Annotated in this window: 12 protein-coding genes; 5 read left to right on the top strand and 7 right to left on the bottom strand. The window is 39.7% G+C overall.

What is annotated here, in order from left to right:
• The first annotated feature begins 125 nt into the window (after nt 1-125).
• The 3 genes from SJY45_RS10715 (at nt 126) to SJY45_RS10705 (ending at nt 3,356) form a co-directional block, all read left to right on the top strand.
• Nucleotides 126-539, top strand: coding sequence for an HYC_CC_PP family protein (locus SJY45_RS10715; protein WP_400070603.1), 414 nt, complete (start codon nt 126-128; stop codon nt 537-539).
• A 175-nt stretch (nt 540-714) separates the two neighbouring features.
• Nucleotides 715-2,973 carry a TonB-dependent receptor domain-containing protein gene (locus tag SJY45_RS10710; RefSeq protein ID WP_400070601.1) on the top strand — a complete coding sequence of 753 codons (2,259 nt, stop codon included), beginning with the start codon at nt 715-717 and terminating at the stop codon, nt 2,971-2,973.
• 26 nt (nt 2,974-2,999) lie between these two features.
• Nucleotides 3,000-3,356, top strand: coding sequence for a heavy-metal-associated domain-containing protein (locus tag SJY45_RS10705; RefSeq protein ID WP_303404359.1), 357 nt, complete (start codon nt 3,000-3,002; stop codon nt 3,354-3,356).
• A 434-nt stretch (nt 3,357-3,790) separates the two neighbouring features.
• Here SJY45_RS10705 and groL read toward each other — a convergent pair whose 3' ends face one another.
• The 7 genes from groL to miaB form a co-directional block, all read right to left on the bottom strand.
• On the bottom strand, nt 3,791-5,422 hold the full coding sequence (gene groL / locus SJY45_RS10700; protein WP_215437917.1) for a chaperonin GroEL: 1,632 nt from the start codon (nt 5,420-5,422) through the stop codon (nt 3,791-3,793).
• A 102-nt stretch (nt 5,423-5,524) separates the two neighbouring features.
• Nucleotides 5,525-5,803 (bottom strand): co-chaperone GroES, encoded by a 279-nt coding sequence (groES, locus tag SJY45_RS10695; protein WP_194525858.1) that lies wholly within the window; start codon nt 5,801-5,803, stop codon nt 5,525-5,527.
• Between the two features lie 144 nt (nt 5,804-5,947).
• On the bottom strand, nt 5,948-6,310 hold the full coding sequence (gene secG / locus SJY45_RS10690; RefSeq protein WP_215437920.1) for a preprotein translocase subunit SecG: 363 nt from the start codon (nt 6,308-6,310) through the stop codon (nt 5,948-5,950).
• Nucleotides 6,311-6,316: 6 nt separating this feature from the next.
• On the bottom strand, nt 6,317-7,237 hold the full coding sequence (locus SJY45_RS10685; protein ID WP_215437923.1) for a hypothetical protein: 921 nt from the start codon (nt 7,235-7,237) through the stop codon (nt 6,317-6,319).
• A 64-nt stretch (nt 7,238-7,301) separates the two neighbouring features.
• A complete protein-coding gene (locus SJY45_RS10680; protein WP_215913849.1) occupies nt 7,302-7,820 on the bottom strand; it encodes an LptE family protein in 519 nt (172 codons plus the stop codon).
• 59 nt (nt 7,821-7,879) lie between these two features.
• Nucleotides 7,880-9,148, bottom strand: a complete 1,269-nt coding sequence (locus SJY45_RS10675) for a sigma 54-interacting transcriptional regulator (protein ID WP_215437930.1) — start codon at nt 9,146-9,148, stop codon at nt 7,880-7,882.
• Between the two features lie 29 nt (nt 9,149-9,177).
• Entirely contained in the window at nt 9,178-10,623 is a 1,446-nt protein-coding gene (gene miaB / locus SJY45_RS10670) for a tRNA (N6-isopentenyl adenosine(37)-C2)-methylthiotransferase MiaB (protein ID WP_215913850.1), read from the bottom strand.
• Between the two features lie 330 nt (nt 10,624-10,953).
• Between miaB and SJY45_RS10665 the strand changes: the two genes are divergently transcribed.
• Together SJY45_RS10665 and topA are read left to right on the top strand one after the other, a co-directional pair.
• A complete protein-coding gene (locus SJY45_RS10665; protein WP_400070596.1) occupies nt 10,954-12,252 on the top strand; it encodes an LVIVD repeat-containing protein in 1,299 nt (432 codons plus the stop codon).
• A gap of 120 nt (nt 12,253-12,372) precedes the next feature.
• The gene (gene topA, locus SJY45_RS10660; protein ID WP_289060940.1) at nt 12,373-14,880 is read left to right on the top strand and encodes a type I DNA topoisomerase; all 2,508 of its coding nucleotides are present in this window, start codon (nt 12,373-12,375) and stop codon (nt 14,878-14,880) included.
• Nucleotides 14,881-14,883 lie beyond the last annotated feature (3 nt).

The raw sequence follows: 14,883 nt of genomic DNA, 5'->3' as shown, positions 1-14,883 counted from the left end.
CTATTTTATTGCCCTAAATGTCAGTTTTAAATTCATTTAATCATGAATTAGCGGGAAACTCTAAATTTTAGTTAAAGACTAGGGCTAAAAATAAGAATGGCAGTTTATTTCTTAAATTTGCCTTAATGAACCGAAAGATACATTCTTATTTTGCTTGCTTCATGGCGTTGGTGCTACTGGTTTCTACAACTTCTTTTAAAGTAGAAAAGCACTATTGTATGGGGCGTCTTGTAGATGTTGCATTTTTCTCGGATGCCCAAGATTGCGGTATGGCAATGTCTTTGGATGAGAATATAGGTTCTACTGTAGATAAAATGTCATGCTGTAATAGTGAGTTGATCGCTATGGAAGGGCAAAATGACGTAAAACCTTCTTTTAACGATTTTAACCTTGACCAGCAAATGGTTTTGGTTGCGTTCGTTTATTCTTATGGGGTTCTTTTTGAGCCAGTAGAGGCTAAACATGTTCCGTACAGTCACTACAATCCTCCCAAAATAATCAAGGATATTCAATTGCTTGATGCTGTCTTTTTAATTTGATTTTCTTCAATTTTTTGTGCTGTACTGCGTAGTATGGTTTCGGTTGGTTTAATCGGAGCATCTCATGTGGTAAGGTAGTTCTCTTAAGGCTATAGGTCTAATTTTATTGGGTTGTTCCAGTAGGGGACTACGAATAAAACAAACAAATTGACAATAGAAAATTCAATTTAAATAGATGAATAAATTAATAATAACGCTTGCCTTGTTATTGCCTTGGCTCTCTTTTCCTCAAGAAAAGGTAGATGGGACAGTGGTGGAAGCAGGCAATAGTAATCCGTTAGGACTTGCGGGGGCCAATGTATATTGGATGGATTCCCAAATAGGAGTAGTAACGGATATAGATGGAAAATTCTCCATTCCTTATAAAAAGGAGTACAATAAGCTGATCATTAGTTATGTGGGCTATGAGTCCGATACCTTATTGGTAAATGCCCCTAAAACAATACGTCACGGTTTAAAGCCCTCCAATGAGCTGGAAGAAGTGGTGGTGCAACAGGAACGGGACCATATTCAAAAAGCCTACTTTAGCCCACAAAATACGGTAACCGTAAATAGTGCGGAGTTGTTAAAGGCGGCCTGTTGCAATTTGGCTGAAAGTTTTGAGACCAATCCCGCAATAGATGTAAACCTATCCGATGGGTTAACGGGAACAAAACAAATTGAGATGTTAGGACTTACCAGCCCGTATTTAATGATTACCCAGGAGAATATTCCAATGGTGCGCGGTGCCTCGCAGGCATACGGACTCACATTTACCCCAGGTACTTGGATCGAGAGTATTCAGATTACCAAAGGTGCGGGTAGTGTGGTAAACGGCTATGAAAGTATTTCGGGTCAAATAAATACGGAATTGGTTAAACCTTTAACAGATAGTTCCATTTTTATAAATGGATATGGTAATGAGAACGGGCGGTATGAGTTGAATACCCATTTTAATAAAAAGTTGTCCGAAAAATGGAGCACTGGACTTTATATCCACGGAAATAAAAGAACTCAAAAAGAAGATGATAATGGAGATGGGTTTCTTGATGCTCCCCTGGCAGACCAAATTAACGTAATGAACCGCTGGCAGTACCAAGATGCGGAGAAGGGTTGGGTAAGCTTTTTTAATGTCCGGTTTTTAAATGATGAAAAGCAAGTTGGAGAGGTAGATTTTAACCCTGATACGGATAGGGTGGATGGAGCAAACGGATTGCAGAATGAAGCCGAAGTATGGGGGAGTGAAATTAACACCCGCCGTTTTGATACTTCTTTAAAACTGGGTTACGTTTTTCCGGAGTTGCCATTTCAGAGTTTCGGTTTTCAAACGGCTTATAGTTTACACAAACAGGATTCGTATTTTGGTTTTAGAACTTATGATATTAACCATGAGAGCATCTACACCAATTTGCTTTTCAACTCTATCATAGGAGATACACGCAACAAGTTTAAAACAGGATTAACCTTTGCTTATGACGGTTATGATGAAATGGTAACCGCTACGGATTATTCTAGGGAAGACCGTTCGGTAGGTGCTTTTTTTGAATATAGTTATGAGAATTTGGAAAAGGTAAGTCTTACTGCCGGTGTTCGTGTAGACAACCATAATAGGTTGGGTACGTTCGTTACCCCAAGATTCCACATGCGATATACACCTTGGGAAAAGGGAAGTTTACGAGGTTCTTTTGGTAGGGGTAAGCGCGCTGCCAATATTTTTGCGGAGAACCAACAGCTTTTTGCTTCGGCACGTGAGATAAAGATTTTAAACTCTAGCGGAGAAGTGTACGGTCTTGATCCCGAGGATGCATGGAATTATGGGGTAAGTTTTTTGCAAGGGTTTAATTTTCTGAATGGAAAAGGAGATATCTCGGTAGACTATTATATTACCCATTTTGAAAATCAGGTTGTGGTGGATTGGGAAAGTTCACAAGAAGTCTTATTTTATAATCTGGAAGGAGATAGTAAGGCAAAGAGTTTTCAGGTTGAAGTGAATTATGAGCCTCTACCTCGTTTAGATCTGCGGGTTGCGTATAAAAATTATGACGTAAAAACCGATTATCAAAGCGGTAGTCTTCAGAAGCCGTTACAGGCTCAAGATATGTTCTTTGCCAATGTTGGTTATGAGACAAAAGCAAAGGAAAATGGTTCTAAGTGGAAGTTTGATTATACGTTGCATAGTGTGGGAGAAAAACGATTGCCGGATACGAGTTCAAATCCAATAGCGTATCAACTGTCAACTACATCATCGCCCTATAATCATATGAATGCACAGATAACAAAAGTGTTCTCTAATACGTTTGAAATATATGTAGGGGGAGAGAACTTATCCGGAGTACAACAAGATAATCCGGTTTTAGGGGCTGACGATCCTTTTGGCCCCAACTTTGATACTACTATTATATATGCGCCTATTATGGGGCGTATGTTTTATGGAGGTTTTAGAATTAAAATTTAATACACTACTAATTAATACATATACAAATGAAAACTACAGTTTTATCAATGGCGATGGCCCTATTTACTCTAGTGACCTTTGCTCAGGAAAAGAATAAAAAAATGACCTTTGACGTTAATGGAAAATGTGCCATGTGCAAAGAACGGATAGAGGAAGCGGCACTTAATGTAAAAGGGGTGAAGTATGCCTCGTGGGATATACCAACGCATCAATTGGCGGTTATTATGGACGAGCGTAAAACAGACCCCATGAAAATAAAAACTGCTATTGTAGCAGTAGGCCACGATACCAAAGAATTGAAAGCTACAGAGGAAGCTTACGAAAGTGTGCACCCTTGTTGTAGATATAGAGAAGATAATTCAGATGACGGTGCTGACCATTAATTTTTAAACGTCTTGTAGGTAGGGTGTTAGAAGTATAGAGGCAAGGTTAAATTGGCTGAAAAATTTTAGTTAATTTTTTCCCAATGAAAATATCACGGATCAAAAACTGATTTACCTTAGATTAGTTTTATTTAACACACGAAAATCATGGCACAAGCAAAAAATGCAGGTAAATCATCTGCTAAGCCGTTAGCAGCGAAAGCTGGTAAAAAGGCTGCTCCGAAAGCTGCTCCTCGTAAGAAGTAGTTAGGTTACGGCCTGGAATAGGCGCTTACCGTTCGGACATGAAAACCACCTTCTGTAAATAAAGAAGGTGGTTTTTTTGTTGGTATAAGTGCATAAAAAAAAGCTGCTCTTGAAACTTCAAGAGCAGCTTTAATTATAAATATATGTCCTCCGCAAACAAGCTAAAAATTGCCTGTGGCGGCTCGCCACTACATCATGCCTGGCATTCCGCCTCCACCCATTGGTGGTGCAGCAGGAGCATCTTCTTTAATATCGGTCAATGCACACTCGGTAGTTAAGATCATACCGGCAACAGATGCAGCATTCTCCAATGCAACACGAGTTACTTTCTTAGGATCGATAATACCGGCTTTTGTCATTTCAACATATTTCTCGGATTTAGCATCGTAACCGTAATCTCCTTTACCTTCAAGGATTTTAGCAATTACAACTGAACCTTCACCACCTGCGTTAGAAACGATAGTTCTTAACGGTGCTTCAATGGCACGGGCAACAATCTGTAGACCTGTAGCTTCGTCCTCATTTTCTGTAGCAACTTTAGAAAGAACTGCTTTAGCTCTAACCAAGGCAACACCACCACCGGCAACGATACCTTCTTCTACAGCAGCTCTTGTTGCATGTAAGGCGTCATCTACACGGTCTTTCTTTTCTTTCATTTCAACTTCTGATGCGGCACCTACGTAAAGTACGGCAACACCACCGGCCAACTTGGCCAAGCGCTCTTGAAGTTTTTCTTTATCGTAATCAGATGTAGTGGTCTCAATTTGAGATTTAATCTGGTTTACTCTCGTCTTGATATCTTTTGCAACACCACCGCCGTTTACGATAGTTGTATTGTCTTTGTCTATCTGTACCTTTTCACAAGTACCCAACATGTCTAGTGTAGTATTGTCCAAAGAGAAACCTCTTTCTTCAGAAATAACTGTACCGCCAGTTAGGATAGCGATGTCTTCTAACATTGCTTTTCTACGGTCTCCAAAACCTGGAGCTTTAACAGCTGCAATTTTTAAAGAACCTCTTAATTTGTTTACTACCAAAGTAGCCAATGCTTCACCATCAACATCTTCTGCAATGATCAATAAAGGTTTTCCGGATTGGGCAACTGGCTCCAATACAGGAAGTAAATCCTTCATAGAAGAAATCTTCTTATCAAATAATAAGATGTAAGGGTTTTCTAGGTCAGAAACCATTTTTTCTGAATCCGTAACAAAGTATGGAGAAAGGTAACCTCTGTCAAATTGCATACCTTCAACGACATCTACGTATGTGTCGGTACCTTTTGCTTCTTCAACGGTAATTACACCTTCTTTACCAACTTTTCCGAAAGCCTGGGCGATCAAGTCACCAATAGTTTCGTCATTGTTGGCAGAAATAGAAGCTACTTGCTTTATTTTTTCTGAAGAATCACCAACTTTTTTAGATTGCTTGGCCAAGTTTTCAACAATAGCTTCTACGGCTTTGTCAATACCTCTCTTCAAATCCATTGGGTTTGCGCCGGCAGCAACGTTTTTCAAACCTTCTTTAACAATAGCTTGGGCCAAAACTGTAGCTGTAGTAGTACCGTCTCCCGCAAGGTCATTAGTTTTAGAAGCAACTTCTTTAACCATCTGGGCCCCCATATTTTCTAGAGGGTCTGCCAACTCAATTTCTTTTGCTACCGTAACACCATCCTTGGTTACCTGTGGAGCACCAAAGGATTTGCTGATGATTACGTTTCTACCTTTAGGACCTAATGTTACTTTAACTGCATCTGCCAATGCATCAACACCTCTTCTAAGGCCGTCGCGTGCATCAATGTCAAACTTTATATCTTTTGCCATAATAAATATTAGTATTAGTTTTTCTCACCAAAGTGAGAGTCTTTTGAATTTATCTTATGTGTTTCCTTGAAAATTCCAGTGGTTAATGGAATGTGAAAGAAACTATATGATTGCTAAAACGTCACTTTCACGCATCATAAGGTAATCAACGCCTTCAAGCTTAAGCTCAGTGCCTGCGTATTTACCATATAAAACAGTATCACCAACTTTAACTGTTACTTGCTCGTCTTTGGTACCAGGTCCAACGGCAACTATTTTACCTTGTTGAGGTTTTTCTTTGGCAGTATCTGGAATGTAGATACCTGATGCTGTTTTGGTTTCGGCAGCCATAGGTTCAATAAGAACCCTATCCGCCAATGGTTTAATGTTCACTTTTGCCATATTTTTAGTTTTTAGTTTGAAAAATTATATTCTCAGGTGGTACTAGGCAGAAATTATGCCATTACGGGAAAACTGACACATTGTTAAACCAAAAATGCCAGCTTGTCACTAAGCTGGCATTTTTGTATATGAATATAAGTTATTTTATAAACTATCGGCAGGAGAACTTGCTGGTTCAGGAGCCTGTTCCGGTAAAGCTTCCGGTACTGTTTCTGGAACAACGGTCTCAATGCCGTCTCCGTTCAGTAATTTTGAGTCTGTGTCACTAAAGTTGCCTTTAAGGGCAACGTTAGAAGCTAGGATAAGAACAACAAGTAAAATGGATAAGGTCCAAGTACTTTTGTCCAAGAAATCTCCTGTCTTTTTTACACCGCCAACAATTTGACTGCCACCGCCACCAAAAGAAGATGACAACCCGCCACCTTTAGGGTTTTGAACCATGATGACTAGTATTAGCAAAAAGCAAACTATAATAATAAGGATTAAAAAAATGGTGAACGTACTCATAATGCCTTACTTATTTTCTTGTTGTAATTTTTCTACCGCTTTAATTCGGTCTGCAAAGAAACCACTTTTTTCCGGATATTTCAAACTTAAAATTTTATAAGATTGAATGGCCTTTTTATACTTTTTTTGCTCTAGGTAAACCTTTGCCAAGGTTTCGGTCATCAGTTCCTTTTTGTCAAGCGTAACAGAGCTTTCTATAGCAATCTTTTGAACGTCTTTGTTGGGTTTTATTTTTGGGTTTTCTGCAATGAACTTGTCAATAAGGTCAAACTTTTTCCTTTTAAGGATTTCCTCTTCTAAGGGAAATGCAATAGGTTCAGGTTCTTCTTCAATGGTTTTTTCTGCAGGTGTATTTTGTTCTTCTCTTTTAACAGATGTAAAGGTGGTAAGCTGAAGCCATTCTGCGAACGAGTATTTTTCCCTTTTGGTAAAGGGTAGGGGTTCTCCCAATTCCAATTTTTCGGAAGCTTTTCTTTTGGCTTCCGCTATTTCTTCATCAATCTTAGGGTCTTTGGATTGAAAGAGTTTGGGGTCCAATAATTTGTCGGCATCTGCGGATGTTAGCGGAATAGGGATTTCTACAGGGCTACTTTCGTTTTTGGCGGTCTCTATTTCCTCCGAAATAATTTCAGTTTCAACTAGTGTTGTGGCTTTGCCCGAAATTTTATCGGCAATGGTATTCTGTAAAAATTCCTCGGAAGTAATAAAGTCAAAAAGAACATCGCGATCCGTAGTATATGCGGCGGTTATTTTTAGTGCATTGTTGTATTTAAAACTGTTCAGGTTTTTTAGCCCCTTTAGTTGTAATGCACGTGCGGCTTGAAAGTACGGATAATCTTCCAAAACCTCTTCCAGTTGTTTGGTCTGAAGTGGAGATACCACTTTGTCCGGGTGCTGTAAAAGGTATGTAAAATCTTGTACGTTCATTGTGTTGGGTTACGGGTAATACTGCGTATTCTTGTTTTTTTGGACCTATAAGTTAGAAAACCTTTTACCAATCTGCCAAGGAAGCGTTGAATATATCTTGGGTTATCCGTTCAAAAATAACTTCTAAGGCTTCGGTCTTTACGGCGGACAGCTGTGAGTTTGCGGGGTAATCATAGAAAAATGAAAAGCGCTGGTCAAAATCTGCATCTTCCTTTGTTTTATTATAAAAACGGACTTTAACCGCCATGGACAACCTGTTCTGTGCGGCAGTTTGTTGTGCTGTTGCACTCATTGGAGATATGCGGAATTCAACTATTTCGCCCTCATACAGCAAATCGCCGTTTGAGGAGGTCAAGTCAAGACTGGTTTGGTTTAAAATACGATCTTGGAGCGCCAAAGTAAAATCTCTTTCTAGTCCCGGTTCAAAAGTAGAACCGGGGTTTTGGGTAGCGTAATTTTGAAACCTAGGTACCGTAAATGTAGTGGCGGTACCTACATTACCTCCTGTAAAATTGTAAACACCACATCCATTAAGCGAAAGGATCAGGATGAGGCTGAAGGCTAAGTATAAATTCTTTTTCAAAGTACTATGTATATTAAAGTTGTTACGGCATAAAACACTAATGTGGTGTTCTAGGTCTGTTATAAATCGTACTGTTTTATTTTACGGTAAAGCGTTCGCTCCGAAATTCCTAGTTCTGCTGCTGCGGCTTTTCTTTTACCACGGTTGCGTTCCAAGGATTTTTTTATGAGTTCTACTTCCTTTTCCTGTAAAGATAAGGTTTCTTCTTCTTGAATTTCTTCGGCAAAATGGTACTTGTCCTCTACGGTAGGTTTGCTAACGGGCTTTTCTATCCGTGGTTCGGGAAGGTGTAACACTTCTAATGGCGTACGCTCCTCTTCTTCTACCGCTTCGTCATGGTCGCCATAAATTTTTCTGATCAGGCCTTCGTTCTCTTCTTGAACTTTTTCTCCATCATTGTTCTTCATTAACTCCAAGGTGAGTTTCTTTAAATCGTTTAGGTCGCTTTTCATGTCAAAAAGAACCTTGTAAAGAATCTCCCTTTCATTACTGAAATCGCTTTCTGCCTTTTTTTGACCAATGACGGCAGGTAAATTAGTATTGTTGGAATTTGGAAGGTAACCGTTTAAGGTAGACCAAGATACACTTCTACTTTCTTCAAGAACGGAAACTTGTTCGGCAATGTTCCGTAATTGACGAATGTTGCCAGGCCATCTGTATTTTAACAAAAGGTCTACTGCATCATCATCTAGACGAATAGTAGGCATCTTGTACTTCTGTCCAAAATCCGAAGCAAATTTTCTAAAGAGTAAATGTATGTCTCCCTGTCTTTCCCGTAACGGTGGAATATTAATTTCTACTGTACTTAACCTATAATAAAGGTCTTCCCTGAATTTTTCTTTTTTAATGGCATCGAACATGTTTACGTTTGTTGCCGCTACAATGCGCACATTGGTCTTTTGTACTTGGGATGACCCCACTTTTAGAAATTCACCGTTTTCAAGAACCCTTAATAATCTAACCTGGGTGGTAAGGGGTAATTCTCCTACTTCATCCAAAAAAATGGTTCCGCCATCAGCAACTTCAAAATAACCGCTTCGGGTTTGTGTGGCTCCGGTAAAAGCACCCTTTTCATGACCAAAGAGTTCACTGTCTATAGTGCCCTCTGGAATAGCTCCACAGTTTACGGCAATATATTTGGCATGTTTTCTATGGGACAGGGAATGGATTATTTTAGGAATGGCCTCTTTACCCACACCACTTTCACCTGTTACAAGGACAGAAATATCCGTAGGGGCTACTTGTATGGCTTTTTCTATAGCACGGTTGAGTTTTGGGTCATTGCCAATTATCTCAAATCGTTGTTTTATGGCTTGTACGTTTTCCATGGTTCTTTGTGCTTCGGGGGTGTTGGTTTCTAGTTGTTGTCTGAGTATCCTACGGCTTCACCGATTAAGGTGGCAGAAGTACAGTCATCCATTCGTACCATAACAAACTCACCGATTTTATAATGCTCTCTTGGGAAGACGGCAACGGTATTTTGTGAGTTGCGTCCCATGAAATGCTCGTCCGATTTTTTTGAAGTGCCTTCAATTAAAATTTCCTGAACCTTACCCAAGTGTCTTTGTGTGCGCTCTTGGCAGTGTTCTCTTTGAAGGGCGATAACTTCAGATAGTCTTCGCTTCTTTGTTTCTTCGGGAACGTCATCCTCCATTTTTCGTTCGGCCAAAGTTCCGGGTCTTTCGGAATAGGAGAACATATAACCAAAATCATACTTTACATACTCCATTAAAGATAAGGTGTCTTTATGGTCATCTTCGGTTTCGGTTGGGAAACCAATGATCATATCCTGTGAAATGGAACAATCGGGAATAATTTGGCGAATATTATCAATAAGTTCAAAATACTCCTCGCGGGTATGCAAACGGTTCATTTCTTTTAATATGCGATCACTGCCACTTTGTACCGGAAGGTGAATGGAATTACAGATGTTCTTGTATTTGGCCATGGTGTGGATAACATCTAAGGTCATGTCCTGTGGATTGGAAGTAGAAAACCGAATACGCATTTTGGGTTGGGCCAATGCCGCTTTTTCCAACAATTGCGAAAAGTTCACCGCAGTGGCCTTTTCCATATCCGAGGCTTTGCTAAAATCTTTTTTTAATCCGCCGCCATACCATAGGTAACTATCAACATTTTGGCCTAAAAGGGTAATCTCTTTAAAGCCTCTGTTCCATAGGTCGTTTACTTCGTCTATGATAGATTGTGGGTCGCGGCTACGTTCGCGACCTCTAGTAAAAGGAACTACGCAGAAAGTGCACATATTATCGCAACCTCTGGTGATGGATACGTAAGCCGTTACTCCATTGGTGTTCAACCGCACGGGGGAAATATCTCCGTAAGTTTCGTCTTTGGAAAGAATAACGTTTACGGCATTACGGCCCTCTTCTATTTCTTGTATCAGATTGGGTAGGTCTTTGTAGGCATCCGGTCCCACAACCATGTCCACTATTTTTTCCTCCTCTAAAAATTGATGTTTTAAACGTTCGGCCATACAACCAAGTACACCCACCTTCATGTGGGGGCGGTCTCTTTTAATGGCGTTAAACTTTTCCAGACGCTTACGAACAGTAAGTTCCGCTTTCTCACGAATGGAGCAGGTATTTACCAATACTAAATCTGCTTCGGTAAGGTTTTGGGTGGTGTTAAAGCCTTCATTGGCTAAAATGGACGCGACGATTTCACTGTCCGAAAAATTCATCTGGCAACCATAACTTTCTATATAAAGTTTTTTGCTGTTGGAATTTTTCTTGCCAAGTGCCAGGGCGGAACCCTGAAGCGATTCGTCTATAATTTTCTCCATATCTATTGTTGCCTTTCTAATATAACGGGCAGCAAATATAGGGCTTAAAACAGGTTTGTGACAAATTGACAGTAAAATTTAATATTATTTTACAACTCCCTAGATAGTAGTTCTTCTGTTTTCCTGAATTCTATAGCCAGAGCTAATAATGCAAACAACGTATTGTGGGTCCGTAGTCTGCTCCAAGTTGTTTGTGTGATCAGTATGGGATGGTAAGGTAATTGGGAAATTTAAAAAATCTCTCTGCCCATACGCAACGGATTCTATTGTTGTGTATCTTATTAAGGTATAGGGTGTAAAGGTTGCCTCAATAAACATAACGACCAAACTATGAAGAAGAACCTGTGTTTTATATTGCTAACTGCTATTGTTACTTTAGTTTCCTGTAGTGATGATAAAGATGATGTTGCGGGTAAGGAGTACCGTGTTGCAACACCTTTGATTGCGAATCTCTCTGAATTTAAGGAAGAAGCCGTAGATGTTACGGAACCTGTTCCAATGATAGAGTCCGGTAAAATTTATGCATACCAAGATTATGTATTCGTTAACGATGTGCATAGAGGCTTTCATGTTTTGGATAACAGTAATCCATCAAGTCCCAGTGCTATTTCATTTATAAAGCTCGAAGGTAATTATGATATTTCCATAAAGGACGACCGTTTGTATGCGGATAGCTACGGGGATTTGGTTATTATGGATATATCGGATATCAATGATATTAAAATGGTGCAGCGCATAGAAGGTGCTATTTATCAGCAATTTTGGTGTACCGTTGGTTTTGATGTGGATTGGCCGGAGGCGGATTTTTATGATTATGAGGGTTTTGATGCTTCCAAAGAGGCTATAGTTGGTTGGGAAGTAAAGACGCAACGCCTTTCGGAAGATGAGCTTAGGGATAAATATGGTGTTGGTGGAGATCCCACTATAGATTTTGCTTTGAACGATGCAGTGTCGGAGATAACTCCAAGAACTGGTGGTACGGGGCAAGGTGGGTCATTGGCTCGGTTTAAAATTGTAGATGATTATCTGTATGCGGTAGAATGGTCAAGCATTAGTGTTTTTGATATTTCCAACTTGGATAACCCTAAGGTTTTGGAAGATGTATACGTAAATGGAACTATTGAGACCATATATAACCAAGGAGATATTTTGTTCATAGGTGGTACACAAGGCATGTATACATATGATATATCATCACCGGATAAGCCAGAATTTATATCGGAGTTTGTTCATGGCACGGCCTGTGACCCGGTAGTTGTAGATGGTGATTATGCTTTTGTAACCCTTCGCGGGGAAAACTCTTGTGGGAATACGGAAAGCGGACTATATATTGTTAACGTGTCCAATCTGGCCAGTCCAGAGTTGGAAAAGTTTTATCCTTTGGACGGTCCTTATGGTATTGGTTTTAAAGGAAGCAACCTGTTTGTTTGCGATGGTGATTCCGGTTTAAAGGTATATGATAAGACCAATGTTAATGATTTGAAGTTAATAAGTCATTTTAAGGATGTTGTTACTTATGATGTTATTCCTTTGGAAGATTCTTTGCTCATGATAGGCGATAAAGTACTCTATCAATACAAGTACTTAAACAATGACCTACGGTTGTTAAGTACCTTCAGCTTAAAGTAAAATAATTTTTAAGAAATGAAAACACCCCTGAAAATAGGGGTGTTTTTTTATACCTTATATATATGGTATGACAGCTAATTAAAAAAATCAATTACTTTTGTTTTATCAAACAAACCATGAATGGCTAAGAATTTAGTAATAGTAGAGTCACCCGCGAAGGCAAAAACGATAGAAAAGTTTTTAGGAAAGGATTTTAAGGTAGAGTCCAGTTTTGGGCACATTGCCGATTTGCCTTCCAAAGAACTGGGTGTAGATGTAGAGAATGATTTTGCGCCAAAATATATAGTGGATAAGGATAAGAAAGCCCTAGTTAAAAAACTGGGTGATCTTGCCAAAAAAGCTGAAACTATATGGCTAGCGAGTGATGAAGACCGCGAGGGAGAGGCTATTTCTTGGCATTTAGCGGAAACTTTAGGGTTGGATAAGGATAAGACCAAGCGTATAGTTTTTAACTCCATTACCAAGGCGGCCATTCAAAAAGCGATTGAAAATCCGCGCGAAATAAACTATAACTTGGTTAATGCCCAACAGGCAAGACGGGTTTTAGACCGTTTGGTGGGTTATGAGCTTTCTCCTGTTTTATGGAAAAAAATTAAGCCAGGGCTTTCGGCAGGTAGGGTTCAATCTGTAGCGGTTCGGCTTATTGTTGAGCGAGAAAGAGATATTGAAGCCTTTACCGCAGAAGCTTCTTTTAGGATATCGGCAGAATTCAAAACGCTAGAAGGTAGTGTGTTCACGGCAAAATTGAACAAGACGTTCCCTTCAAAGGAAGAAGCTCAGGTATTTTTGAACGAAAATATAGGAGCGGATTTTTCGGTTGGTAATCTAGATAAGAAGCCGGCTAAAAAATCGCCTTCGGCACCTTTTACAACTTCAACATTACAACAGGAAGCTTCAAGAAAGCTATATTTTTCAGTAGGTAGGACCATGCAAGTGGCGCAACGTTTATATGAAGCGGGACTTATTACCTACATGAGAACGGATAGTGTTAATCTTTCCGGTGAGGCCATATCGGCAGCAAAAGATGCCATTATAGATAATTATGGCGAAAAATATAGTACGGTTCGTAACTTTAAAGGAAAATCCAAAGGAGCACAGGAAGCTCACGAGGCTATTAGACCTACGGATATAACCAACCAGTCTCCATCATTGGAGCGTGACCAGTCTAAATTGTATGAGTTGATCTGGAAACGTACCATTGCATCGCAAATGAGTGATGCGCAATTGGAACGTACCAATGTAAAAATTCAGGCAAGTACCCATTCAGAGCAATTTACAGCTAATGGAGAGGTAATTAAGTTTGATGGTTTCCTTAAAGTATATATGGAGGGGCTTGATGAAGAGGATGTAGCCGAAGAACAGGAAGGAATGCTTCCTGCTATGAAAGTAGGGGAGGCCTTAAAAAACAATTACATTACAGCAACCGAACGTTTTTCAAGACCGCCATACCGTTTTACGGAAGCATCTTTGGTTAAGAAATTGGAAGAACTGGGAATAGGAAGACCGTCAACCTATGCACCAACTATATCTACCATTCAGAATAGGGGATATGTAGAAAAAGGAACCGTAGAAGGCACGGAAAGACACTATGTACAATTATTGTTAGAGGCAGGTGCCGTTCAAGAGAAGAAACTATCGGAAATGGTAGGTTCGGACAAAGGAAAGCTTGTTCCTACGGATATAGGTATGATTGTAAACGATTTCTTGGTAAGTCATTTTGCAACCATTCTAGATTATAACTTTACAGCTAAAGTAGAGGAGGATTTTGATGAGATAGCCGAGGGTGATGAAGATTGGCAGAAAGTTATGAAAGACTTCTATAAAGACTTTCACCCTAATGTATTGGATGTTCAGGAGAATGCAGACCGTGCCAGTGGCGAACGTATTTTGGGAGAGGACCCAAAAACAGGGCGTCAGGTTTCTGTACGTTTAGGCCGTTTTGGGCCTATGGTGCAAATGGGTACCGTAGATGATGAGGAAAAGCCAAAGTTTGCGAGCCTTTTGCCGGATCAGTCCTTAACCACCATTACCTATGAGGAGGCTATGGAGCTTTTTAAACTTCCTAGAAAATTAGGGGTTTACGAAGGGGAGGAAGTAGAGGCAAACGTAGGGCGTTTTGGTCCTTATGTACGTTTTGGTAAAAAGTTTGTTTCGTTGGAAAAAGGAGAAAGCGCCTTTGATGTAGATTTTGCACGTGCGGTAGAGTTGATTAAAGAAAAACAAAAGGCCGATGCCCCTATTTATCACTATGAAGATAAAGAGGTAACCAAAGGAACCGGTAGATTTGGACCGTTTATTAAGTGGGACGGTATGTTCATCAACGTTAATAAAAAATACGATTTTGATAATCTTTCTGAGGCAGACCTTATTGAATTGATTGAGACTAAAAAACAGAAAGAGATAGATAAGGTGGTCCAAAATTGGACAGAAGAAGGAATCCGAATAGAGAAAGCAAGGTGGGGTAGGCACAATATTATAAAGGGTAAAATAAAGGTGGAGTTGGCCAAAACGGTAGACGCTACCAAAATATCATTGGAAGAGGCCCAAAAACTTATTGAGCAAAAAACACCAAAGAAGAAAACAAAGGCAAAGGCCAAGCCCAAAGCCAAACCTAAAGCAAAAAAGTAATAG

It is taken from the genome of Zobellia russellii, assembly GCF_044597075.1.
Classification (GTDB): Bacteria; Bacteroidota; Bacteroidia; order Flavobacteriales; family Flavobacteriaceae; genus Zobellia; species Zobellia russellii.
Note: the sequence above shows the minus strand (reverse complement) of the source record. Positions and strands in the feature narration are given on the sequence as shown.

What these genes read in the sequence shown, in the direction of transcription:
- SJY45_RS10710 (WP_400070601.1), top strand. Translation starts at nt 715, where the DNA reads ATGAATAAATTAATAATAACGCTTGCCTTGTTATTGCCTTGGCTCTCT.
- SJY45_RS10715 (WP_400070603.1), top strand. Translation starts at nt 126, where the DNA reads ATGAACCGAAAGATACATTCTTATTTTGCTTGCTTCATGGCGTTGGTG.
- SJY45_RS10685 (WP_215437923.1), bottom strand. Translation starts at nt 7,237, where the DNA reads ATGAACGTACAAGATTTTACATACCTTTTACAGCACCCGGACAAAGTG.
- SJY45_RS10705 (WP_303404359.1), top strand. Translation starts at nt 3,000, where the DNA reads ATGAAAACTACAGTTTTATCAATGGCGATGGCCCTATTTACTCTAGTG.
- secG (WP_215437920.1), bottom strand. Translation starts at nt 6,310, where the DNA reads ATGAGTACGTTCACCATTTTTTTAATCCTTATTATTATAGTTTGCTTT.
- SJY45_RS10675 (WP_215437930.1), bottom strand. Translation starts at nt 9,148, where the DNA reads ATGGAAAACGTACAAGCCATAAAACAACGATTTGAGATAATTGGCAAT.
- groES (WP_194525858.1), bottom strand. Translation starts at nt 5,803, where the DNA reads ATGGCAAAAGTGAACATTAAACCATTGGCGGATAGGGTTCTTATTGAA.
- groL (WP_215437917.1), bottom strand. Translation starts at nt 5,422, where the DNA reads ATGGCAAAAGATATAAAGTTTGACATTGATGCACGCGACGGCCTTAGA.
- topA (WP_289060940.1), top strand. Translation starts at nt 12,373, where the DNA reads ATGGCTAAGAATTTAGTAATAGTAGAGTCACCCGCGAAGGCAAAAACG.
- SJY45_RS10665 (WP_400070596.1), top strand. Translation starts at nt 10,954, where the DNA reads ATGAAGAAGAACCTGTGTTTTATATTGCTAACTGCTATTGTTACTTTA.
- miaB (WP_215913850.1), bottom strand. Translation starts at nt 10,623, where the DNA reads ATGGAGAAAATTATAGACGAATCGCTTCAGGGTTCCGCCCTGGCACTT.